We start from the raw sequence: 21,972 nt of genomic DNA, 5'->3' as shown, positions 1-21,972 counted from the left end.
CCGGCGCGCTCACCAGGGGTGCACGGTGCCGTCCGTCAGCCGGTTCACCGGCAGGTAGGCCGGCGCGTACGGGTAGCGGGCCGCGGCCTGCTCGTCGATGTCCACGCCGAGCCCCGGAGTCTCGGCCGGATGCAGGTAGCCGCCGTCGTAGTGGTAGCCGTGCGGGAACACCTCGTCCGTCGCCTCGGTGTGCCGCATGTACTCCTGCAGACCGAAGTTGGGGATGGCGATGTCCAGGTGCAGCGCGGCGGCCATGCAGACCGGGGAGAGATCGGTGGCTCCGTGCGAGCCGCTGCGGACGTGATGCAGCGCGGCGAGGTCGAAGATGCGTCGCAGGTGGGTGATCCCGCCGGCGTGGACCACAGTGGTACGGACGTAGTCGATGAGCTGTTCCCGGATGAGCTGGGCGGCGTCCCAGATGCTGCTGAAGACCTCGCCGACGGCGATCGGCGTGGTGGTGTGCGAGCGGATGAGCCGGAAGCCCTCCTGCAGGTCCGCCGGGACCGGATCCTCCATCCAGGTCAGCGCGTACGGCTCCAGGCTCTTGCCGAGCCGCGCCGCCTCGATCGGGGTGAGCCGGTGGTGCACGTCGTGCAGCAGCCGGAGGGTGGGCCCGAACTCCTCGCGGACCCGGGCGAACACGCCCGGCACGTGGGCCAGGTACGCCTCCGTCGACCAAGTCGTCTCGGTCGGCAGCGCGGCGTCGGCGGGCTCGTAGAACATCTTGTCGGCGCTGACGCCGTACGTCCGGGGCAGGCCGGGCACGCCGCACTGCACCCGCACCGCGCGGTAGCCGAGGTCGACGAAACGGGCGACCTCGGTCAGCACCTCGTCGACCGTCTCGCCGTTGGCGTGCCCGTACACGGTCACGCCCTCGCGGGACCGGCCGCCGAGCAGCTGGTAGACCGGCAGCCCGGCGACCTTGCCCTTGATGTCCCACAGCGCGGTGTCCACGGCGGCGACGGCGCTCATCGTGACCGGCCCGCGCCGCCAGTACGACCCCTGGTAGAGGTACTGCCAGGTGTCCTCGATCCGGGCCGGGTCACGCCCGATCAGCAGCGGCACGACGTGGTCGCGCAGGTAGGACGCGACGGCCAGTTCCCGGCCGTTGAGGGTGGCATCACCGACGCCGGTGACGCCGGCGTCGGTCACGACCTTCAGGGTCACGAAGTTCCGGCCGGGGCAGGTCACGATCACCCGGGCGTCGACGATTCTCATCCGGTCTCCCCTGCGGTCCGCGCGCCGGTCACCGCAAGATTATCCACCATCGTCGATCTATCGGGCACCCCGGCGCCGGGCCGGTCAGGCCGGTTCGGGCACACCCCCGGGCTCCCCGTCGTCGGGCATCGGCTCGACCGGCGCCTCGGGCAGTTCACCGGGCGTGTCCGGGAGGAGTTCGCCGGGGTCGTCCGGCACGTCCTCACGCGGGTCGATCGGCGGGTACACCTCGGGATCGAGGTCGGGGTTGGTCATCGACCCAGTATCCGACGCCTCCGCCGCGCCCGCCCGCCGAGCGCGCCGGCCCGATCAGCAACAGGAGGCCGGCGGCGATCCACTGGAGAACCATGCGCCTCATTGGATCACGAGGTCGACGCAGGGCCACGCCCCACCCCGGCACCCCGATCGCCACAGGGGACGACACATGTCGATGCGTTGACACCCCGGATGTTATCGCGAACACTTGTTCGCAACGCACATTTAACAGCCAGAAGGCATACCCCTGCCTCGGTGTCACGCAACCCGCCGCTGAAGCCCGGAGGTACGCCGCTCCACCGGCGTTAGCGCTAACAGCGTCCATCTCCAGAGGGACCTCACGACGGCCGGGACCACTACGGGCAGCAGCGGATTCGGCGGTCGGCCCGATGTCCGGAGCCAGAGAGGCTGGATCAGATGATCGACCACTTCCCGACGCGGACCACCTTGTCGCGGCGCCGCCCAGCGGGCCCGTCGCGGAGCACCAGGTCACTACGCCGGCTGCTGATCGTGTTGGTGGCCGCGACGACGGCGATGGTCGGCGGCGTCGCCGTCATGTCGTCGCCGGCCGCTGCCGCCACGAACCAGTTCCGAGGCATGAACTGGGCCGTGCTGGGTGACAACTTCAGCACCGGTCCCCTCGTCGTGCAGGGCCTCAGCTCCTCCGACAGCAACGCGACGGTGCGAGCCAAGGCCAACGCCCTCTACGACGACATGGCTTCCACCATGGGCGTCAACACCGTCCGGCTGCCCATCAACACCCACACGGTGGGGACGGCGTGGTGGGAGGCCTACCGGGGCACCATCGACGCCGCCACCGCCCGCGGGTTCAAGGTCATCCTCGCCTACTGGGAGGACGGCGCCGCCTCCGGCGGCCGGATCACGAACCTCGCCGCCTGGAACGCGATGTGGTCCACGGTGACGAACACGTACGGCTCGAACTCCAACGTCTACTTCGAGCCGATGAACGAGCCCCACGGCTACAGCTCGACGGAGTGGCGCAACGTCGCTGCCAACTGGCTCAGCTACCACTATTCGGCGGTGCCCAGCCGGGTGCTCATCGGGGGCACCGGGTTCAGTCAGGACCTGCGCGACATCTGCAACGACAACCGATTCGCCTCGACGCTGCTGTCGTTCCACCACTACGCATTCTTCTACGGCGAGATGACCTACGACGCCTTCCGGAGCCACATCCAGACCCGCCTCGGCAACTGCGCGTCGCGGGCGGTCGCCACCGAGTTCGGCGCACCCATGAACGACGGCCGCAACTACGCCGACGCGAACAGCACCGACAACTTCGTGCGCCACATCCGCGCCATGGCCCAGGTCATGCGCGACAACCGGATGGGCGGCACCTACTGGCCCGCGCTCGGCGGCAAGCCCGGCACCATCGGCTACGACTGGTACTCGATGTACTCGCTCAGCGGTAGCGGCACCGACCTCAACCTGACCGTCCGCAACACCTCCGGCGCCGACCAGATCCGGTACGCCTGGGGCGACACCATCGGCGGCGGCCCCACGACGCCCCCGCCGTCGACTGACACGTTCTACCGGATCACCGTGCGACACAGCGGCAAGGCCATGGACGTCCAGCAACCGAACACCGACAACGGCGCGCGCGTCGGCCAGTACACGTACAACGGCAACACGTGGCAACAGTGGCAGTTCCAGGACGCCGGCAACGGCTACTGGCGACTCGTCAGCCGCAACAGCGGAAAGTGCCTCGACGTCGTGAGCGCGTCCACCGCCGACGGCGCCGAACTGATCCAGTACACCTGCGGCACCGGCACCAACCAGCAGTTCCAGATGGTCACAGGCGGCAGCTACTTCCAACTCCGGGCACGGCACAGCGGCAAGTGCGTGGACGTACCGGCCGCATCGACCGCTGACGGTGTGGTCCTCAAGCAGTACGCGTGCAACACCGGCGCCAACCAGCAGTGGTCGCGTACGACCGTCTGACCGACCCTCCGGCCGGCGCCCTACGTCGCCTGCGAGGAGGACTGCGGGATGCCTGTCACCTTCGCCGCGGGCCTGTCGGACGCCGCGGCGAAGGTGACCGGCGCGCCGAACGCGGCCCGCCGGACGGCGCGGCGCAGCGCGGCGAGGACGGCGGGACCGGCGAGGACTATCGCCACGGCGGTGGTGATCGCGCGGCCGGTGTCCCAGCCGAAGGTGGACGTGACGGCGGTGAACAGGGCGAGACGGTGCAGGTTCTCCAGTACGGGGGCACCGGCGACGTAGGACAGCTGGGTGTCCGCGCCGACGCTGAACGGCCAGAACCACAGGTTCATCAGCAGGCCGTAGCCGTAGGCGGCGAGCATCCCGTACCCGGCCAGGACGGCGACCTCGGCGCGGCCGCGCAGCCGGGCCGGAAGCAGGCCGGCGCCGAGGCCGATCCACGAGGCGCAGAGCATCTGGAACGGCAGCCACGGCCCGACGCCTGCGGTGAGCAGGGCGGAGGCGAACAGCGACGTGGCACCGAGCAGGAACCCGAACCCGGGTCCGAAGACCCGGCCGGCCAGGACGAGCAGGAAGAACACGGTCTCGATGCCCGCGGTCCCCGCACCCAGGGGGCGCAGGGCGGCGTTGACGGCGGCGAGTACGCCGAGCATCGCCAGGGCTTTGCTGTCGATGCCGCCGGAGGTGAGTTCGGCGAGGACGAGCGCCACGAGTACCGGCAGCATGACGATGAAGACCAGCGGCGCCTCGCCGGTGCGGGCGGTGCTCTCCGGGTGTGCGGGGACGAAGAACGGCCAGGTGAAGGTGGCCAGCGCGGCGGCCGAGGCGAGGGTCAGCACCACAGCGGTACGCGGGGCGACCCGCAGCACGCTCATGCCGGTGCCCTGGTCTCGTCGAGCGCGGCGGCGACCTGTTCCACTGTCAGCCAGGGGGCAGGGGCGAGGACCTTGGCCACCTGCGGCGCGAACGCCGGCGAGGCGAGCATGACCTCTGCGGTGGTGCCGTCGGAGACGATCTCCCCTTCGGCCATCACGATCACCCGGTCGGCGAGGGTGGCGACGAGTTCGACGTCGTGGGTAGCGACCACCACGGCTCGGCCGCTGCCGGCCAGCATCCGGGCGACGGCGGTGAACTGCCGCTTGGCATGGTAGTCCAGGCCGCGGGTCGGCTCGTCGAGCAGGACCACCGGCGGAGCGGCGGTGAGCTGCACGGCGAGTGCGAGGGCGAGCCGCTGTCCCTCGGACAGGTCCCGGGGGTGCCGGTCACCGGGCAGTCCGGGGACGAGCTGGTCCACCAGCGCCCGGCAGGTGCCGGCCGGCACGCCGGTCTCCCGGTCGGCCTGGGCGCACTCCGCGTCGACTGTCTCCAGGTAGAGCAGGTCACCGGAGTCCTGCGGGACGAGGCCGACGTGCCGGCGGGCCTGACCGGCCGGCAGGGCCTTCGGGTCGACGGTGCCCTTCGGCCCGGTCACGGCGACGGTGCCGCCGTGGCGTGGGCCGCTGCCCTGCACCGCCCAGAGCAGGCTGGACTTGCCGGATCCGTTGCGGCCCATCAACGCGACGACCCGGCCGGCGCGCAGATCGATGTCGACGCCGGCCACCGCGACGGTGCCCGGATACCGTACGACGATCTTCCGCGCGGTCAGCGTGGGACCGGTGTCCGCGCCCGCCGGGACCGGCGGCGGCGCCACGCCGGCGAGCCGGTGCCGGAGGTCGGACGCCCGTCGGCGGGCGTCACGGACCGACAACGGCAGCGGTGTCCAGCCGGCGAGGCGACCCAGCTCGATCAGGGGTGGCGCGATGTCGATGTGGGCCAGCCCGGTCGCCGGCGTCCCGTCGTGGACATGGCCGTCGCCGGGCAGGTACAGCAGCCGGTCGGCGTACTGCAGGACGCGCTCCAGCCGGTGCTCGGCCAGCACCACTGTCACTCCGAGGTCGTGCACCAGCCGGGTGACGGTGGCGAGCACGTCCTCCGCGGCGGTGGGGTCCAGCGCGGAGGTGGGTTCGTCGAGCACCAGCACCCGGGGGTGCGCCGTGAGCACCGCGCCGATGGCGACCCGCTGTTGCTGACCGCCGGACAGCGTCCGCAGGGGCCGGTCGCGCAGGTCGGCGATGCCGAGCAGGTCCAGCGTCTCCTCCACCCGCTTGCGCATCACCGCGGGTGGCAGGGCGAGCTGCTCCATCCCGTACGCCAGTTCCTCCTCGACGGTGTCGGTGACGAAGCCGGCCAACGGGTCCTGGCCGACCACGCCGACGACGTCGGCGAGATCGCGCGGCGGGTGCGTGCGGGTGTCCCTGCCGTCGACGGTGACGGCGCCGTGCAGGGTGCCGCCGGTGAAGTGTGGGACGAGACCGTTGATCGCCCGCAGCAGCGTCGACTTTCCGGCACCGGTACGGCCCGCGACCAGGCAGAGTTCACCTTCCTCGACGCGAAACGTCACATCCCGCAACGGTGGCGGGCCGCCCTCGACATAGTGGACGGTGACCCGGTCGAAAGTGATCATGGGCGGTCTCCCGGTGTCGATGCCCTCGCGGCGCGCACTCCGTCTGCCGGCACGTCCGTGACGGGGATGGGCCGGTCCACCGCTGGCGGGCGTCCGGCACGTACCGTCGGCGGTGGTGGCGGCGCCAGCCAGGCGGGTGCCGCCGCGACGCCGACGGCGAGAAGCATCAGCGGGGTCAGCTGGGGCCAGGTGAGCGGGCTGACCGGCGGGTAGAGCAGTTCCGGGTCCACCGAGCCGGCGAGCATGGTCAGTGCCGCGGCGGCCACCCCGCAGCCGGCCACGAGCAGCTCGGCCGGGCGCCAGCGGTCCGGTCGGTACCGGCTGCGGCGGACCCGGCGACCGGCCAGCAGCATGCCGGTCACGGCGGCGGTCAGTCCGGCCAGGAGCATCGGCAGCCCCAGGTAGCCGGGTGCGGCGGTGTCGAGCAGCCCGTAGGTGCCGGCGCAGACGCCGACCAGCCCGCCGAGGACGAGCGCCCCGGTGACGGTTCGCTGCCCGGCGGGCACCGCCGCGGTGCGGCCGTAACCACGGGAGTCCATCGCGGCCGCGAGGGCCAGGGACCGGTCCAACGCGTCGGCCAGCACCGGCAGGGCGATCCCGCGCAGCGCCCTCATCCCGCGGGCGGACGCGCCGCGCAGCCGCCGGGCCCGGCGGACCCGTAGCACGCTCTCCACCAGCTGCGGGGCGACCGACAACGCGACCACGACGGCGGTGCCGATCGCGTACAGCGCTCCGGGTACGGCCTTGAGCAGCCGCTTCGGGTTGGCCAGGGCGTTCGCCGCACCGAGGCAGATCAGCATCGTCGCCAGCCGCAGCCCGTCGTAGAAGCCACCGAGGATCTGCTCGGCGGCGACCGGTCCGAACAGGCGGATGCCCGCCGCCCACGCGGGCAGCGGGATCTCCGGCAGCCGGACCAGGATGTGGTCGCCCTGGCCGCCGCCGAACACGATCCGGAACACCACCCGCATCGTGACGATCACCGCGCCGAGCCAGACGTACATGCGGAACGCCAACGCCCACGACGCGTCGCCCCGGCGGCGCACCACCACCAGACCGGCGACGGCGACGAGCAGGGCCAGCGGCAGCGGATTCGTGGTGTGGCTGGCCGCGGTGGCCAGGCCGAGCGCCCACAGCCACCATGCGCCCGGGTGCAGCCCCCGGGGCAGCCACCACACCGGCCATCGGCCCGGCAGACGACGGGCGTCGGCCGGCCGCGACCCGGTGACCGTGACGTCAGTCATCCGGGTCGGCGGCACGGCGTCGTCGGGCCGCGACCAGCGCGCCGGTGGCGAGCAGGGCGAGCAGAAGCACCCCGGCGATCGTGCCCAGTGGCAGGCCGTCGTCGTCACGGGACGCGGCGACATCCGTCACCACCGGCTCGTCGGAGGAGCCCTGCGGTGCCGTGCCGGTGGCGGCGCCCGGCGTCGCCGTCAGGGTCGGCGTACCGGCCGTCGGTGACGTGCCGGCGGAGGTCGGCGGGCCGACGGAGACCGGCGGGCCGGAGGTGCCGCCCGGCCGGGTGGGCTCGCCGGGCCGGCCACCGGCGACCGGCGGCGGTGCGACGGTTCCTCCCGCCGGTGGTGGCGCCGCCGGCTCACCGCCCGTGGGCGGCGGCGGTGGTGGCGGTGGCGGTGGAGGGGCGGGGCGTTTCGGCACGACTCCGGGACGGGGCGCGTCGTCGGCGTTGCGGTTGAGGGAGAACGACCAGCCCTCGAAGCTACCGGCCGCCGGCTTGCGGTTGAGCACGCCCTTGTCGCTGTACGTCCAGCTGCCGCCGTTCGGGGCGTGCCAGTACGACCAGTAGGCGCTCGCAGGCGGGGTGTCGACGCACTTCTCCGTCGCGGCCGACGGCTTGCCGTCGATCCGGCAGATGAACCCCTCGCCCCAGCGCAGGGTTCCGGTGATCGGGAAGCCCGCGTTCTTGAGCGCCGCGAGGCCGGTGGCCTGGGTGCCCGGCGCGCACCGCACCACCGTCCCGCCGCCGAGTTCGTTGAAGTCCACCACGACTGTGACCCCGGAGGCGTCCGGGCAGTAGCCGGCCGACCCGGCGGCCACCGCAGGACTGCCCGGTCCGATCGTGGTGCAGGCGGTGACCAGGGCGACGGCCAGCGCGCCACGGGCGGCGCGGAGGCTCATCCCGCCCGCCGTCGGCCGAGCACGAGCAGTGTCACTCCGCCACCGATCAGCAGCAGCGCGATCAGCAGGTAGCTACCGATCGCCACGCCGGTCGTCGGCAGCCCGCCCGGCCCGGACGCGGCCGGGGTCGTGATCGGCGGCGCGGCGGTGGCCGGCGCCGCGGTCGTGGGCGCGGGTGTCGCCGGAGGGCTGGTCACGCTCGGCGTCGGGCCGGCGGTGCCGGTCGGTGGAGGCGACGTGGTGAGCGTGGGAGACGCGGAGGGCGTGGACGGCGCGGTGGGCGAGGCCGTGCCGGTCGGGGTGGGAGTCGACGTGGGCGGCGGGTCGAGGCCGATCCGGCCCAGCGGGACCTGGGCCAGCCCGAGCAGGGCCTGCGCGGTGGCCCGGCGCCACTGGTCCCGGTCGGTGTCGGTGATCCCGGCCGCCGCGGCAGCCGTGAATCCGTCGGTGTTGTAGGCGATCGCGCCGGCGTCGGCGGAGGCCGCGCCACCGTTGCCCGCGGTGAGCTGCAGCGCGGCCAGGGCCGTCGCCGCCCGGGCGGCCTCGTCGTCGCGGCCGGCGGCGGCGAGGGCCTGCCCGGCCAGGCCGGTGCTGTTGGAGTTCGCGCCGGTGGTCGGTCCCGAGCCGCCGAAGGAACCGTCGGCGTGCTGCTGGGTGACCAGCCAGTCGGCGCCCTTGCGGGCGGCGTCGCCGGCGCCCGTGGCGCCGTCCTCGGCCGCGGCCAGCAATGCCTGCACGGCCATCGCGGTCGAGTCGACGTCGAGGGTGGCGCCGGGCTGGTCGTCGCAGGACGGCGACGGCCCGTCGGCGGCGTCCGGGTAGAGCCGGAAGCCGCCCGCCGCGCACTGCTGCCGGATCAGGAAGTCCACCGGATCCTGTGGCAGGTCGCCGCTGCGGGCCAGGCCGAGCACGGCGAAGGACTGGTCGAAGGTGTTGCTGGCGTCCGGGCCGCTGTCGGCGGTGGTACGGCTGGTGATCCGTCCCCGCTGGTGCCCGGCGTCGGCCGTGGCGATCAGCGACAGGGTTTCCGCCCGCAGGTCGTAGCCGCCGAAGTCGGTGGGGTCCGCGTCGGCGGCGGCTGCGGCATAGAGCAGTTTGGCGGTGGCCCCGCCGTCGGTGAAGCCCTCGATGCCCCAGTCGTCGTAGCTGTTGTAGGACCGTACGTGTGTCGCGACCTGCGCGGTCGCCGCCTGCCGGGTCGGTGCGTCGACGCCGGTGGCGGACAGCGCGACCAGGCCGTCGATGGTCAGCCCCCAGTCCTCGGGGGCGAACGGGCCGGGCAGCGCCCCGTCGGTGAACTCGCCGGCCAGCCAGGACGCGGCATCGCGGGCGGCGGTGACGTGGGCCGGGGCGGGTGCCGCGACAACGGCCGGCGGGGCGCCGGTGATCGCGGCGAGAGCCGTCACCGTGGCTGTACCGAGAGCGGTGGTGAGACGCCGGGACAGGGGCATCAGGGGTGCCTTTCGCAGAGCGGTCGGTGAAACCTCCGGAAAGCACCCCGAGAGACGGACACCCCGCTCCGCGTGCTGCGGTGGGCGGGGTGGTCGGACCTCGGCGCCCGGACTTCACCCTGTAGACCTCGACAGTGGAAGCCGCTCGTCCCGGGCGGGGCATTCCGGCTCGCGAAAGGGACTCTCGCTCACGGTTGCGGGTCAGCGCCGGCTTCGAACCGGCTTCCCCCCACACGGGACGTATGCAGTTGTGCCCGGCGCACCGGGTGCCGACACCGTACCGCCCGGGCGCGCGACGACGCCAGAGCAGCTGCCGGTACCCGGTGCGCCGCTGGTCACACCGTTCGCAGCCGGCGGGTCAGGGAGCGGCGATGCTCGGCGGGGCGCCGGCGCCGAAGGACCAGCCCTCGACGCTGCCCGGCGCGGGGTTGTAGCCGGTCGCCCCCGACGTGCTGTAGGACCAGGAGCCGCCGCTGGACGCGTGCCAGTACGACCAGTACGCGGTGGCCGGCGGGGTGTTGACGCACGGCTCGGTCGCGGCGGTGGGCTTGCCGTTGATCCGGCAGACGAAGGCCAGGCCCCAGCGGGCGGTGCCGGTGACGGTGAAGCCGGCGGCCTGAAGCGCGGCCAGGCCGGTGGCCGGATCGCCCGGCGCACAGGCGACCTGGACGCCGCCGCCGAGCGCGGCGAAGTCGACGACCACAGTGACTCCCGAGGTGCCGGCGCAGGCGGCGGCGTGCGCCGACCGGGGCGCGGGTTCGACTGCGGTCAGCGCGACGCCGGCCACGACGGCGGCCAGCAGGCCGGCCATCCAGGTGCGGGCGGTGGGACGGTGACGGAACACGGGTCCTCCTGTGATCGGGTGAGCGGCGAGGCGGTTCACGGGCAGGCGAGCACCGGTGCGCCGGGGTCGGCGCCGGCGGCGGACAGACGGGCGTACCCGATCCCGGTGAGACCGAGGACGGCCTGGGCGGTGGCCCGGGGCGCGGTGGCCGGGTCGAAGCCGCCACCGTCGAAGTCGACAGCGCCCCGGTCGGCGGGCGCCCCGGCGCAGCCGACCTGGAGTCCGGCGAGGAATGCCCGGGACCGCGCCCAGGCCGGCAGCCGGTGACCGTCGCGCAGGGCCTGCGCGGCGAGGCCGGTGCTGTTGGCGTTCGGTGTGCCGGCCGCGTTGGCGAAGCCGCCGTCGGCACGCTGAACGGACACCAGCCAGCGCAGCCCGGCGGCGGCGTCGGCCGGACGGTCCGCGGCGCGCAGCGCCTGCGTCACGAGCGCGGTGGCGTCCACGTCGGACGTGCAGACCGGTTGGGCGGGCAGCAGCGGGTAGCCGCCGTCCGGGCATCGGGTGCCGGCCAGCCAGGCGGCCGCCGCCGGTGGCGCCCCGGCCGCCGTACGGTCCAGCGCCAGCAGCGCGAAGGACTGGCTGAACGCGTTGCTGTAGTCGCCGTACGCGGACCGGTCGCTGAACCGGCCGGCCGGCGTCTGCAGCGAACGCAGCCGGGCGATCAGGTCCACCCCGGCGACGTCGGCCGGGTCGCCGCCGCGCACCTGCACGGCGAGGGCGAGCTTGGCGGTCGCGCCCGCGTACGCCTCGGAGACGCCGTCGCCGAGATAGCCGTCGCGGATGTCCGGCCGGGTGACCCAGGCCAGCGCGCCGGCGCCGTGGTCGTCGGCCACGCCGGCGGCGGCGAAGGCGAACACGGCGTCGAGGGTCAGCCCCTGGTCGGGGTAGGCGACACCGTCGAAGACCGCCTCGAAGCGTTCGCCGTCGACGAGTTGCCGGGCGAGCCAGCCGGCGGCGGCCTCCGGGCGGGTGAGGGCGGCGCGATCGGGGGCGGCGACGGCCGGTGTGGTGAGGGTGAGGGCGGCGAGTACGCCGCAGAGGAGCGCGAGCAGGCGGTGCCGGCTTCGGCGGACGACCATCGGAAGCGCCTTTCCGGCCCGGCGGTCGTCGAAAGCCCGGACGGCCGCAGTACGCGGGGGCGTCCGGGACTCCGACCCGTGGGCCACGACGGGTGGGGAGCGGTTGCACGCGTACGACGGGTATTCGGGCTCGCCGCCGCAGAGTTCTCTGGGCGGCCTACCGTTGCGGGCCAGCGCCGGATTTCGACCGGTCTTCCCCCGCACGTACACGCGGTGGTTGAGTTGTCGCGACAGTCTGCTGTGGCCGGTGCGCCGATGTCAATGCGCCAGGAACCGGCCACGTGCCGTGACGGCCGGCGGAATCGGCGGTTTCACACCCCGACGTCGAGAGGCCGTCGTCCCGGCGCGTCCGCGTGGAGCACGCCGGTGAAGGACGCCCGGTGAGGACCGGGCGTCCCTCACCGTGTGGTCACTGCCGGCGGGACCGGGAGCCGGTCAACGGCGGAACGGACCGGTGACGCAGTAGGTGATGCCGCCGGAGGACGAGCCGGTCGTGCCGCGTTGCGAGGAGAAGTACAGCCGGTCCCCCGCCGGGGTGAACGCCGGCCCGGTGATCTCCGAACCGCTCTGTCCGGTGATCCGCAGGAAGACCGAGATCTTGTCGTCCGGCGTGATCATGCAGATCTCCATGTTCCCGCCGTCCTCGGCGACGTAGAGGTCCCCGGCCGTGGACCCGGTGATGTTGTCGACCCCGGTCAGCGGAGGGGCGCCCGGACTGACCAGGTTGTCGTCGTAGGCGAGCTCGTACGTGCCGGCGGCCAGGTTGACCTGCCACACGCGGTTGTCGCCCTTCGTGGTGAACCAGACGGTGTCGTCCGCGTAGTGACAGCCCTCGCCACCGTTGAACGTCTTCGCGCCGGACACCTGCTGCCGGGTCGGGGTGGGCGAGCCGTCCGGATCGGGCACCGTGGCCCAGGTGAACGTGCCGGAGGTGGCCGTACCGGCGCGGAGGACCTGGAGGGTTCCGGCGGACAGGTCGCCCCAGGTGGCCGGCACGAAGCGGTAGAACTTGCCGTCGGTCTCGTCCTCGGTCAGGTAGACCACGCGGCGGACCGGGTCGGCCGCGGCCGCCTCGTGCTTGAACCGGCCCATCGCGGGACGCGCCACCGCGGTCCCGCCGAGAGGGTACGTCTCGAAGACACGTCCCAGGGACACCTCCTCGCAGGAGAGCCAGGTGTTCCACGGTGTCTTGCCACCGGCGCAGTTGTTGTTGGTGCCGGAGAGGATCCGCGACGCCCCGACCACGGCCCCGCTGGAGTTGAAAACGAGTCGCGAGACGCCGCCACCCGCACCGGCCGACACCTCGGAGTTCGACACGTAGATCCAGCCGCTGCCGTTCGCGAACACGGCGCCACCGTCCGGAGCGTCGTGCCAGGTGTACGACGTCCCCGGCACCGTCCGCCGGGAACGCGCGACGATCGAGCTGGTGAACCCGGCCGGCAACTGGATGCCGTTGGCGTCGGCTGCCTGAAGCCCGCCGTAGGGCCCCGCCGCGTTCTGTGCCGGGGCTCCGTACGCCGCCGACCACGCCGTGAACGGCAGGGCGAGGGCGCCCGCACCGACAACGGTGGCCCGCAACATCGTTCGACGATCCATGGAACCTCCTCCGTAGGTTCCATGGATCCGACCGTGTGGAGCTTACGCACGCCGATCTGTTGGATGAACGTCGATGGACGGCTCGATGTGCGATGTCCCGCCCACGCCGACCCGGTCGAGGGGTCGTACGGGTAGGAGAGGCAGCGGCACCAACCAGCAGTGGGCGCGCGCGGCCGTCTGACCGGCCCTCCGGCCGCGGCCTCCCCTCCCCCGGTCACCGGCGCAGGTGGCCGATGCCGTGCTGGTCGAGCCAGGCGACAGTCCGCGGTACGAACGTCGGCGCCCCCGAGCCGGCGCTGACGTCGGTGGCGACCAGCGGCACCTGGGCGGCGACCGGGAGCAGCGTGGACCGCCAGCAGGCCGGCGTGGCGCAGGCCGAGCGGTCGTCGACGCGCCAGGCGGCGGCCACGCTGCGGCCGTCCGGGTCAGCCGGGCGATATTCCAGCCACCGGCTCAGATCGTTGCCGCCGTCGATCCCGGCGGCGAGGACCAGGTTGAACGAGCCCTGGACGCGAAGCAGGCGGATCTGCTCCTGCACGCCGAAGTTCGGCAGACCGGCGCCGGCGCACTCGGATCCGCCGTCGCGCCAGCAGGTCCAGACCGCCGCGGGATCGGTGCCGCCGGCCGCCGGGAAGTCGTACGGCGAGATGTCGAAGACCACTGCGTTGTCGTCGCCGAACACCTCCGCCGCCGCGCTCCAGAACGTGCGGGTGGCGGAGATGTCGCTCTGCCGCAGCGACACGACGGGTGTGATGCCGGCCCCGACGAGCCGGTCGACGTACCGGGCCGCCTCGTCGAGGTAGCCGACGCGGTTCTGCCGATCGGCAGGGCTGCCGGTGTAGGCGTAGCAGGCGTCGCTCAGCACGACCCGTACCGCGTTGACGCCGCGGGCCCGCAGCGCGCCTACCGACGCGTCGTCGACCGGGCCGTCCCAGTGGATCGGTCCCCATGCGCATTCGCCGGGCGCGGCCGACCGGATGATTCCACGGGGCCGGTACGGCCTCGGACTGGCTGTGACCGTGAGGATGCGGTTGCCGAACGCCTTCAGCGCAGGCGCGGCGCCGGGCGCCTGCGGCGGGAGCACCCGGATGCCGCGGACCTCGGCGGTGGCCTGGGCGCCGCTGCTGTCGTAGGCGGTGGCGGTGACGCGGGTGCCGCTGTTCGCCGCCACGCCGCGCCAGTCGAACGCGTACGGCGCGGTGGTGTCCACGGCGAGCAGCCTGCCGCGCTCGCGGAACTCGACCCGCTCGATCCGCCGGCCGGGCGCCGCCGTGGCCTCGGCACGGATCGGGATGACGCCCGGCGCGGCGAAGAAGTCATTGGGCAGGGGCGAGGTGAGCGCCACCGACGGCCCGCCCGGCAGTGGGCTGGGCCGCGGGCTCCCCGAGGCCGGCGGCGGCGACGAGCCGGTCGGGTCGGCGCCGTCCCCGTCGCACGGCTGGCCGCTCAACACCCAGTCGGTCGGCTCGGGGTCGGCACCCTGGTAGTTGCCGCCGAACCGCACCGTCACCGAGGCGCCGGTCGGCAGCGTGGATCCCGCCGGCGGACGGAGCATGGTCATCGGATACATCTCGCCGCTGCCCAGCGTGTATCCGTCCGGCAGCCGGTCGAGGCCCATGGTGATCGTCTGACCGTTCGCCTGCCGGAACCGCAGCCACCAGTCGGTGACGGGAGCGCCCAGGTTGGTGACGGTGAGCTCGGCCCAGAAGCCGCTGGACCACTCCCGGGTGATGGTGTAGTCCACCGTGCACGCCGTCGCGGCGTAGGCCGGCCGCAGCGCCATCGTCATGGCCCCGCCGACGACGACCGCGGCTGCTGTAGCCAGCGCGAAGATCCTGCGTCGCATCATGCCCCCGTAACATCGACATACATCACTTCATGCAGCCTCGGCGCTCCGGGCACGGCCTGTCAAGGGCTGAACCGGGCCCGGGCCGGGCGGAACGGCGCGGCGTTCCGCCCGGCCGGCGGCTCAGCGTCCGCGCAGCTCGGCCGCGGCGGCGACCAGGTGCTGGAGGGACGCCTCGACCTCGGGATAGCCGCGCGTCTTGAGGCCGCAGTCGGGGTTCACCCACAGCCGCTCGGCCGGCACCGCGGCCACGGCCCGGCGCAGCGCGCCGACGACCTCGTCGTGGGACGGCACCCGGGGTGAGTGGATGTCCCAGACGCCGGGCCCCACACCCCGGCGGTATCCGATCGCGGCGAGGTCGTCGAGGACCTCCATCCGGGAGCGGGATGCCTCGATGCTCGTGACGTCGGCGTCGAGGGCGTCGATGGCCGTGATCACCTCCCCGAACTCCGAGTAGCACAGGTGGGTGTGGATCTGGGTGTCGTCGGCGACTCCGCAGGTGGCCAGGCGGAACGCCCCGACTGCCCAGTCCAGGTACGCCTTCTGGTCCGCCCTGCGCAGTGGCAGCGTCTCACGCAGCGCCGGCTCGTCGACCTGGATGACCCGGATACCGGCTGCCTCGAGATCACGGCACTCGTCGCGCAGGGCGAGCGCGACCTGGTCCGCAGTGTCTGCCAGTGGCTGGTCGCTGCGGACGAACGACCAGGCCAGGATCGTGACCGGGCCGGTGAGCATGCCCTTGACCGGCCGGTCGGTCAGCGACTGCGCGTAGGTGGACCAGTTGACGGTCATCGGCGCCCTGCGTGCCACGTCGCCGTAGATGACGGGCGGACGCACGCATCGGGAGCCGTAGGACTGGACCCAGCCGTGTTCGGTGGCGGCGAACCCGTCCAGCTGCTCGCCGAAGTACTGGACCATGTCGTTTCGTTCCGGCTCGCCGTGCACGAGCACGTCCAGGCCCAGCCGCTCCTGGAGCCGGACGACGTGCTCGACCTCGGCGCGCATCCGCTGCGTGTAGGCGGCGTCGTCGAGACGCCCGGCCCGGTGCTCGGCACGCGCGCGGCGCAGCTCGTCGGTCTGCGGGAACGATCCGATGGTCGTGGTCGGCAGGGGCGGCAGGTTCAGCCGGGCCTGCTGTGCCGCCGCACGCTCCGGGTACGCGCCGCGCTGCCGATCCGTGGCGCGCAGCGCGGCGAGCCGACCGCGTACGGTGTCGTCGCGCCAGGCGGCAGGGGTGGGCGGCAGCGGCTCGGGCAGGGACGTGGTGCCGTTGCGCAGCGCGCGGCCGAGCCGGACGACCTCATCGACCTTCTGCCGGGCGAAGGCGAGCCGCTGACGCAGCGCCGGGTCGAGAGCGGTCTCGGCGGACAGGTCCTCCGGCACGTGCAGCAGCGAGCACGAGGTGGACACGGCGACGTGGTCGGCGAGGGCGGTGACGGCGGCACCGGCCGCCACGGCGGCCCGCAGGTCGGTACGCCAGACGTTGCGGCCGTCGACGAGGCCGGCCACGATCGTCTTGCCGCGCAGCGGTCCCGCACCGGCCAGCCGCCGCAGGTTGCCGGGCCCGGCAACCAGATCCACGCCGACCGCTTCGACCGGCGTGTCGAGCAGGGCGGGCAGCGCGTCACCGAGCTCGCCGAAATAGGTGGCGACGAAGATCGCCGGCCGCTGTTCCACCGCGCCGAGCCGGGTGTACGCCTCCCGCAGCGCGTCGATCTCGGCGGCGCTCCGGTCGGCGACGTAGGCGGGTTCGTCCAGCTGCACCCATCGCACGCCCGCCGCGGCAAGGGATCGCAGGATGCCGGCGTACACGTCGACCAGGTCGGTCAGCCGGTCGAACGGTTCGCCGCGGGCCTCGGTGGGCTTGGCCAGCAGCAGGAATGTCGCCGGCCCGACCAGCACCGGCCGGCTGTCGATTCCCAGCTCGCGGGCCTCGCGGTACTCGCGCAGCGCCTTGTCGGGATTCGCCGCGAAGGTGGTGTCGGAGCCGATCTCGGGAACCAGATAGTGGTAGTTGGTGTCGAACCACTTCGTCAGTTCGAGCGCCGGCTCGGCATCGACGCCCCGGGCCATGGCGAAATAGGTGCCGAGGTCGCCGAGGCCGAGACGGGCGAACCGGCGCGGGATCGCGCCGACGGCGACGGCCGTGTCCAGCACGTGGTCGTAGTAGGAGAACGTGTTGGACGGGATCGCGTCCAGGCGCGCGTCGCGCAGCGTCCGCCACACCTTCGCCCGTAGCGCGGCAGAGGTCGCCGCCAACTCCTCGGCGTCGATCCGGCCCGCCCAGTAGGCCTCGACGGCCCTCTTGAGTTGCCGGTTGCCCCCGATACGCGGATAGCCCAGCACGGTGCTCTGACCGAATGCGGTACTCATGGAGATCCCTTCCCTCGAAGCACACGAGGCCGATCGAGGCGGGGAGGGAAGGGGTACAGACGGCGTACCGGCTTCCGCACCGGCCGTCCCGAGCGACCGTCGGCGGCGCACACCGGACGGTGCGCGCGGTGCGGGCAGGTCTTCGGACTCGCGGGCGCGACCGGATCCACCCGGTCACCTACTGGCCGTCGCTTCCCAGACCTCACGGTCCAGTGCTTCGATGACGGCTGTCGTTCCCACTCACCGCTGCGGGGCAGTCCCGGACTCACACCGGGTTCCCTCTTACGACGCCACACCCTTCACGGGCACGGCGAACCAGCACCGTTGTCCATCGTATGGGGCGGTAAGCCGACGTGGTCGGCGCGTCCGTCCTGCGGGACGGCGAGCCGTCGCGGCGGGTGGCGGGAGCGACTCGCGGTCGCCCCCGCCCCCCGTCGCAGGGCCGGTCAGCCCTTGCGCCACTTCTGGCCGGCCGTGCCCGTGCAGTCCCAGAGCTGGAGCCTCGCGCCGTCGTTGCCGTTCCGGTCCTTGATGTCGACGCACTTGTTGGCCTGAAGGTTGACCAGGTCCCCGGCCGAGTTCAGGGTGAACTGCTGGGCGCCGGTGCCGTTGCAGGTGTAGAGCTGCACCACCGCCCCGTTGGCGGTGGACCCGGCGTCGACGTCCATGCACTTGTTGTTCTGGCTCTTCAGCGCCGTGCCGCTGAACGTCCACTTCTGCGCGTTGGTGTTGTTGCAGTTCCACATCTGCAGCGGCGCGCGGTCGACGAAGTTGGAGCTCGGCACGTCGATGCACTTGTTGCTCCAGTTGCTGACCACGGGCACCCCGGTGGCCGGGTTGCCGCCCCCACCGCCGGTGAACGGGCTGAGGATCAGTCCGGCCGAACGGGGGTCGCCGTCGTGCACCAGTGACTCGAATCCGCCGACGTCGTCGAAGGCGAACGCGTACGCCCGGCCGTCGGTCATGTTGGCGTGGATCAGGCGGGCGTACTGGTTGGTGGGGTTGCTGCGGTAGAAGTCGGCGGCGTTCGTGCTGGGCTGGGTGTCGATGGTGCCGAGCGTGCCTCGGTTGAGGGCGGCGCAGAGCGTGCGCGAGATCGGGCCGACCACCTGGTCGTTCGGCGCGGGCAGGTCGCCGTCGCATCCCCAGACGCTGGCCGAGGAGGGCCGGTTGAAGGAGGCGACCACCTGGCCGCTGCCGTTTGTGAAGGTCATGGTGTTGCCCGAGGTACGGCCGTAGTACCGGATGGCCGGCTGGTCGGCGAAGGGCGCCACGGTCAGCGTCTTCGTGGTGTACGCGTTCCACGCGGAGGCGATGTAGGAGTCCAGATAGGTGGTGCTCAGCAGGCCGGCCCCGGCCGCCTTCCCCGGAGCCAGGACGCGCAGCACGGTCCCGTCGGAGCGGGTGTGGACGGTGTTGGCCCAGCCCGGCTGCGCCCGGATGCCGTCGATGACCGCGTTGCGTCCGTTGGCCACCACGTCGCCGGTGCGCTTGGTGACGCCGTTGGCGCCGGTCACCGTGACCGCGTGCGGGATCGCGAACATGTCGACCTGGGAGCTGTTGAGCCACAGCCCGGAGTCGTTGTAGGTGAACTCGCTCCAGTCGAAGAGGATGTCGCGGTTCGCGTCACCGGCCGCCCAGGGCGCGGGCTGCACCAGCCCGTCCGGGGTGAGGAAGAACTTCAGCTTCTGCCCGAGGGCGAAGTAGGCCCGGCCGGAGAAGCCCCGGGGGAACTGGATCGTGGTGCTACCGCCGTTGCCGGGGCCCGGTATGGAGACGTCCGGCGCGGGCGACGGCGGGATCTGCCCGCCGCTCCACGGCACGAAGGCGCCACCGGCGGTGACGTAGCCGAGCCGGCCGGAGGAGAGCTGGACGCCGATGACGTAGAGGTAGACCGGGTCGGTGCGACCGGTGGTGTTAGTGACGGTGACGGGTAGCAACGCCGGTCCGACCGCGTGGGCGGGCGTGGCGACGACGGTGCCCGCGAGCCCGGCGAGCAGTGCGGACGCGGCGGCGAGCAGCTTTCTTCGAAGACGCATGGCGACACCTCGCTGGAGACAGGGACGGGAGAGCGCTCTCTCAGCAGGGTCCAATTGTTAATATTGTTTGTCAATAGGCGATCACCGATGGATGCGAGACCGTCACGGGCGGGGCACCCGCCGTGCAGCGGTCGGGTCCGGCGGGACGACGTGCTTGGCGGTCTCGTTGGCGGCGACGTTGACCAGGGTGACCGCGGCGAGGGCCGCCAGCACCACCGGCGGGAGCGCGGCGAGTCCGAGTGGCGCGGACAGTGGGCTGAAGGGCAGCGCGACGGTGACCGTGATGAGCAACAGTCCGGTGCCGGCGAGCGCGGCGGAGGGGCGGCTGCGCAGGAAACTCCGATTGGAGCGCAGCACCAGCAGCGCGATGATCTCGGTGGCGGTGAACTGGACGAACCAGGCGGCGCGGAAGACGTCGGTCGACACGTGCCACCACCAGCGCAGGGCGCCGAGTACGAGGAGGTCCACGGCGATGCTGATCGAGCCGTACACCAGCATGAACCTGCGGATGGTCCGGACGTCGACGGTACGCGGATGCTGGATCTGCTCGGCATCGGCGTAGTCGGTGGACAGGGTGGTGTAGGGGATGTCGGAGAGGAAGTTGAGCAGCAGGACCTGACGGGGCAGCAGCGGCAGGAAGGGCAGCAGGAGCGCGGCGATGCTCATGCTGACGACGTTGCCGAAGGACGCGCTGGTGTTGACCCGGATGTACTTCAAGGTGTTGGTGAACGTGCGGCGGCCGAGGCGGATGCCGTCGGCTATCACGTCGAGGTTCTTGTCGAGCAGCACGATCGCCGCGGCCTGTTTGGCGACGTCGACAGCGGTGTCGACGGAGATGCCGACGTCGGCGGCGTGCAGCGCGGGAGCGTCGTTGATGCCGTCGCCGAGAAACCCGACGACGTCGCCGCGTTGGCGCAGCGCGGTCAGGATGCGTTCCTTCTGCAGCGGGTCCACCTCGGCGAACACGGTGACGTCGGTGATCCGCTCCGGCAACTGGTCGTCGGGGCAGGCGGCGAGGTCGGCGCCGACGAGCGGTTCGCCGGCGAGGTCGACGCTGGCGGCGACGTGCCGGGCGGCGTGCCGGTTGTCGCCGGTGACCAGTCGGACCGTGACGCCCATGTCAGCGAGCCGGCGGATGGCGGCGGCGGCGTCTGCGCGGGGTGGGTCCTGGAAGGCGAGCAGCCCGACCAGCGTCATCTCCCGTTCGTCGGCGACGGCGACGGCGGTGGCGCCGGGCATGGCTCGCACGGCGAGGCCCAGCACCCGGTCGCCCTGGTCGCTGAGCGCGGCGAACCGTCGCAGGACCCGCTCGCGTACCTCGTCCAGCGGTACCGTGCCCGCGGCGGTGCGTGCGGTGGCGCACACGTCGAGCACCGCGCGTAGCGCACCCTTGGTGACCAGGATCGGTTCGTCTCCGTCGCGCACCAGCAGGGACAGGCGCTGGCGGGTGAAGTCGTAGGGCGCCTCGGCGATGCGGGTGCCCGGGTCGGCGGGTGGTTGCCCCCTCATGATCGCCGTGTCGACAGGGTTGGGAAATCCACGCTGGAGGCCGGCGTTGAGCCTCGCGAGCCGGGCCACCTCGGCGTCCGGCTCACCGTCGACCGAGAGGCAGCCGGTGAGGGTGACCGTGCCGGCGGTGAGGGTGCCGGTCTTGTCGGTCAGCAGCACGGTCATGGCGCCGAAGTCCTCGATGACCTCGAGGCGCTTGACGATGACCCGGTGCGCGGCCATCGCACGGGCGCCGGCGGAGAGGCTGACCGCGACGATCGCCGGCAGCATCTGCGGGGTCAGCCCGACGGCGAGGGCGAGCGAGAACAGCAGGGAGTCGATGACCGGGCGGTGCAGCAGCAGATTGGCGACGAAGATGCCGACCAGCAGGACCACCATGATCCGCACGAGCAGCAGCCCGAAGCGGGTCAGCCCGCGCTGGAAGCCGGTGCTGGCGGGGCGGGAGGCGACCCGGCGGGACACCGCTCCGAAGGTGCTGTCGCGGCCGGTGCGCATCACCACCGCGCGCGCGGTGCCGCTGGCCACGTGCGTACCCATCCACAGCGCGTTGCCGCGCGCGGTCAGCTCCGCGTCCGGCGGCGACGGGTCGTCCGACTTGGGTACGGGGAACGACTCACCGGTAAGCACCGCCTGGTCGACCTGCAGACGTTCCGCCTCAACGATCCGGCAGTCCGCCGGGACGACGTCCCCGGCGCGCAGCACCACGAGGTCGCCGACGACGACCTCCTCGACCGGTACGGACACCTCACGCCCGTCGCGGATCACCTCGGTGTCCACCCGGACCCGGGCCTGCAACGCGTCGACGGCCCGCCCGGCGGCGTGTTCCTGCCAGAAGCCGAGGCCACCGCTGGCCGCGACGATGGCCAGGATGATGGTGCCGTCGATCAGATCCCCGACGGCCATCGACAGCAGGGTCGCGGCAATCAGGATCAGGATGATCGGGCTGGTGAACTGCGACAGCAGGAGCCGCCAGCCCCGCCTGGCGCCCGCGTCGACCCGGTTGGGCCCGTGCTCGCGCAGCAGGGCGGCGGCGCGTTCACCGGTGAGCCCGGCCGTGGAGGCTCCGACGGCGGCCACGGCCTGCGGCAGCGGCCCGGCCCAGAACGCCGCGCGCCCGTCGTCTGCTCGCCCCACTGCGCACTCCGCGGTCGCCGGCCACCCCCA

Annotated in this window: 16 protein-coding genes and 3 riboswitches; of the genes, 1 reads left to right on the top strand and 15 read right to left on the bottom strand. The window is 72.8% G+C overall.

The features are described from left to right. Positions 1-9: 9 nt before the first annotated feature. The 3 genes from manD to A4R25_RS31670 all read right to left on the bottom strand — a co-directional run bounded on the left by manD (position 10) and on the right by A4R25_RS31670 (position 2,072). Positions 10-1,218 (bottom strand): D-mannonate dehydratase ManD, encoded by a 1,209-nt coding sequence (gene manD, locus A4R25_RS02635; protein ID WP_064445464.1) that lies wholly within the window; start codon positions 1,216-1,218, stop codon positions 10-12. An 84-nt stretch (positions 1,219-1,302) separates the two neighbouring features. Continuing rightward, the gene (locus tag A4R25_RS31385) at positions 1,303-1,473 is read right to left on the bottom strand and encodes a hypothetical protein (protein ID WP_013287071.1); all 171 of its coding nucleotides are present in this window, start codon (positions 1,471-1,473) and stop codon (positions 1,303-1,305) included. A 413-nt stretch (positions 1,474-1,886) separates the two neighbouring features. Continuing rightward, positions 1,887-2,072 carry a hypothetical protein gene (locus A4R25_RS31670; RefSeq protein WP_231915412.1) on the bottom strand — a complete coding sequence of 62 codons (186 nt, stop codon included), beginning with the start codon at positions 2,070-2,072 and terminating at the stop codon, positions 1,887-1,889. Here A4R25_RS31670 and A4R25_RS02630 point away from each other — a divergent pair. Next, positions 2,071-3,432: an RICIN domain-containing protein gene (locus tag A4R25_RS02630; protein ID WP_231915411.1), complete on the top strand. Its 1,362-nt coding sequence runs from the start codon at positions 2,071-2,073 to the stop codon at positions 3,430-3,432. The genes A4R25_RS31670 and A4R25_RS02630 overlap by 2 nt on opposite strands. A gap of 20 nt (positions 3,433-3,452) precedes the next feature. Here the strand turns inward: A4R25_RS02630 and A4R25_RS02625 are convergent, their stop codons facing one another. The 12 genes from A4R25_RS02625 to mgtA all read right to left on the bottom strand — a co-directional run bounded on the left by A4R25_RS02625 (position 3,453) and on the right by mgtA (position 21,942). After that, entirely contained in the window at positions 3,453-4,307 is an 855-nt protein-coding gene (locus A4R25_RS02625; protein ID WP_051610840.1) for an ECF transporter S component, read from the bottom strand. After that, on the bottom strand, positions 4,304-5,935 hold the full coding sequence (locus A4R25_RS02620; protein WP_064445462.1) for an ABC transporter ATP-binding protein: 1,632 nt from the start codon (positions 5,933-5,935) through the stop codon (positions 4,304-4,306). Before A4R25_RS02620 ends, A4R25_RS02625 begins: the two co-directional genes overlap by 4 nt. Then, positions 5,932-7,176: a CbiQ family ECF transporter T component gene (locus A4R25_RS02615; protein ID WP_064446441.1), complete on the bottom strand. Its 1,245-nt coding sequence runs from the start codon at positions 7,174-7,176 to the stop codon at positions 5,932-5,934. The genes A4R25_RS02620 and A4R25_RS02615 overlap by 4 nt, the downstream gene beginning before the upstream one ends. After that, positions 7,169-8,071 carry a hypothetical protein gene (locus A4R25_RS02610; protein ID WP_064445461.1) on the bottom strand — a complete coding sequence of 301 codons (903 nt, stop codon included), beginning with the start codon at positions 8,069-8,071 and terminating at the stop codon, positions 7,169-7,171. Before A4R25_RS02610 ends, A4R25_RS02615 begins: the two co-directional genes overlap by 8 nt. Then, positions 8,068-9,522, bottom strand: a complete 1,455-nt coding sequence (locus A4R25_RS02605; protein WP_064445460.1) for a prenyltransferase/squalene oxidase repeat-containing protein — start codon at positions 9,520-9,522, stop codon at positions 8,068-8,070. Before A4R25_RS02605 ends, A4R25_RS02610 begins: the two co-directional genes overlap by 4 nt. A 135-nt stretch (positions 9,523-9,657) precedes the next feature. After that, positions 9,658-9,795, bottom strand: a riboswitch (cobalamin riboswitch). Positions 9,796-9,880: 85 nt separating this feature from the next. Then, a complete protein-coding gene (locus tag A4R25_RS02600) occupies positions 9,881-10,333 on the bottom strand; it encodes a hypothetical protein (protein WP_181373699.1) in 453 nt (150 codons plus the stop codon). 68 nt (positions 10,334-10,401) lie between these two features. Beyond that, positions 10,402-11,445 carry a hypothetical protein gene (locus A4R25_RS02595; protein WP_064445458.1) on the bottom strand — a complete coding sequence of 348 codons (1,044 nt, stop codon included), beginning with the start codon at positions 11,443-11,445 and terminating at the stop codon, positions 10,402-10,404. Positions 11,446-11,542: 97 nt separating this feature from the next. Further along, positions 11,543-11,679: riboswitch (cobalamin riboswitch) on the bottom strand. Positions 11,680-11,880: 201 nt separating this feature from the next. After that, positions 11,881-13,041 (bottom strand): alkaline phosphatase PhoX, encoded by a 1,161-nt coding sequence (locus A4R25_RS02590; RefSeq protein WP_043322890.1) that lies wholly within the window; start codon positions 13,039-13,041, stop codon positions 11,881-11,883. A 214-nt stretch (positions 13,042-13,255) separates the two neighbouring features. Further along, positions 13,256-14,890, bottom strand: a complete 1,635-nt coding sequence (locus tag A4R25_RS02585) for an Ig-like domain-containing protein (protein WP_064445457.1) — start codon at positions 14,888-14,890, stop codon at positions 13,256-13,258. A 120-nt stretch (positions 14,891-15,010) separates the two neighbouring features. Beyond that, positions 15,011-17,260, bottom strand: coding sequence for a 5-methyltetrahydropteroyltriglutamate--homocysteine S-methyltransferase (gene metE / locus A4R25_RS02580; protein ID WP_064445456.1), 2,250 nt, complete (start codon positions 17,258-17,260; stop codon positions 15,011-15,013). 115 nt (positions 17,261-17,375) lie between these two features. Then, a riboswitch (cobalamin riboswitch) is annotated at positions 17,376-17,595 on the bottom strand. A 111-nt stretch (positions 17,596-17,706) separates the two neighbouring features. Next, complete coding sequence (locus tag A4R25_RS02575) at positions 17,707-19,299, bottom strand: beta-1,3-glucanase family protein (RefSeq protein WP_064445455.1); 1,593 nt, start codon at positions 19,297-19,299, stop codon at positions 17,707-17,709. Positions 19,300-19,401: 102 nt separating this feature from the next. Continuing rightward, the gene (gene mgtA, locus A4R25_RS02570) at positions 19,402-21,942 is read right to left on the bottom strand and encodes a magnesium-translocating P-type ATPase (RefSeq protein WP_064445454.1); all 2,541 of its coding nucleotides are present in this window, start codon (positions 21,940-21,942) and stop codon (positions 19,402-19,404) included. Between the last annotated feature and the right edge of the window lie 30 nt (positions 21,943-21,972).

This window comes from Micromonospora sp. NBRC 110037 (assembly GCF_001652995.1).
Classification (GTDB): domain Bacteria; phylum Actinomycetota; class Actinomycetes; order Mycobacteriales; family Micromonosporaceae; genus Micromonospora; species Micromonospora chalcea.
This window is presented reverse-complemented; position numbering and strand designations above follow the sequence as displayed.

What these genes read in the sequence shown, in the direction of transcription:
- metE (WP_064445456.1), bottom strand. Translation starts at nt 17,260, where the DNA reads ATGAGTACCGCATTCGGTCAGAGCACCGTGCTGGGCTATCCGCGTATC.
- A4R25_RS02620 (WP_064445462.1), bottom strand. Translation starts at nt 5,935, where the DNA reads ATGATCACTTTCGACCGGGTCACCGTCCACTATGTCGAGGGCGGCCCG.
- manD (WP_064445464.1), bottom strand. Translation starts at nt 1,218, where the DNA reads ATGAGAATCGTCGACGCCCGGGTGATCGTGACCTGCCCCGGCCGGAAC.
- A4R25_RS31670 (WP_231915412.1), bottom strand. Translation starts at nt 2,072, where the DNA reads ATGCCTCGGAACTGGTTCGTGGCGGCAGCGGCCGGCGACGACATGACG.
- A4R25_RS02625 (WP_051610840.1), bottom strand. Translation starts at nt 4,307, where the DNA reads ATGAGCGTGCTGCGGGTCGCCCCGCGTACCGCTGTGGTGCTGACCCTC.
- A4R25_RS02615 (WP_064446441.1), bottom strand. Translation starts at nt 7,176, where the DNA reads ATGACTGACGTCACGGTCACCGGGTCGCGGCCGGCCGACGCCCGTCGT.
- A4R25_RS02590 (WP_043322890.1), bottom strand. Translation starts at nt 13,041, where the DNA reads ATGGATCGTCGAACGATGTTGCGGGCCACCGTTGTCGGTGCGGGCGCC.
- A4R25_RS02605 (WP_064445460.1), bottom strand. Translation starts at nt 9,522, where the DNA reads ATGCCCCTGTCCCGGCGTCTCACCACCGCTCTCGGTACAGCCACGGTG.
- A4R25_RS02585 (WP_064445457.1), bottom strand. Translation starts at nt 14,890, where the DNA reads ATGATGCGACGCAGGATCTTCGCGCTGGCTACAGCAGCCGCGGTCGTC.
- A4R25_RS02610 (WP_064445461.1), bottom strand. Translation starts at nt 8,071, where the DNA reads ATGAGCCTCCGCGCCGCCCGTGGCGCGCTGGCCGTCGCCCTGGTCACC.
- A4R25_RS02575 (WP_064445455.1), bottom strand. Translation starts at nt 19,299, where the DNA reads ATGCGTCTTCGAAGAAAGCTGCTCGCCGCCGCGTCCGCACTGCTCGCC.
- A4R25_RS02600 (WP_181373699.1), bottom strand. Translation starts at nt 10,333, where the DNA reads ATGGCCGGCCTGCTGGCCGCCGTCGTGGCCGGCGTCGCGCTGACCGCA.
- A4R25_RS31385 (WP_013287071.1), bottom strand. Translation starts at nt 1,473, where the DNA reads ATGACCAACCCCGACCTCGATCCCGAGGTGTACCCGCCGATCGACCCG.
- A4R25_RS02630 (WP_231915411.1), top strand. Translation starts at nt 2,071, where the DNA reads ATGAACTGGGCCGTGCTGGGTGACAACTTCAGCACCGGTCCCCTCGTC.
- A4R25_RS02595 (WP_064445458.1), bottom strand. Translation starts at nt 11,445, where the DNA reads ATGGTCGTCCGCCGAAGCCGGCACCGCCTGCTCGCGCTCCTCTGCGGC.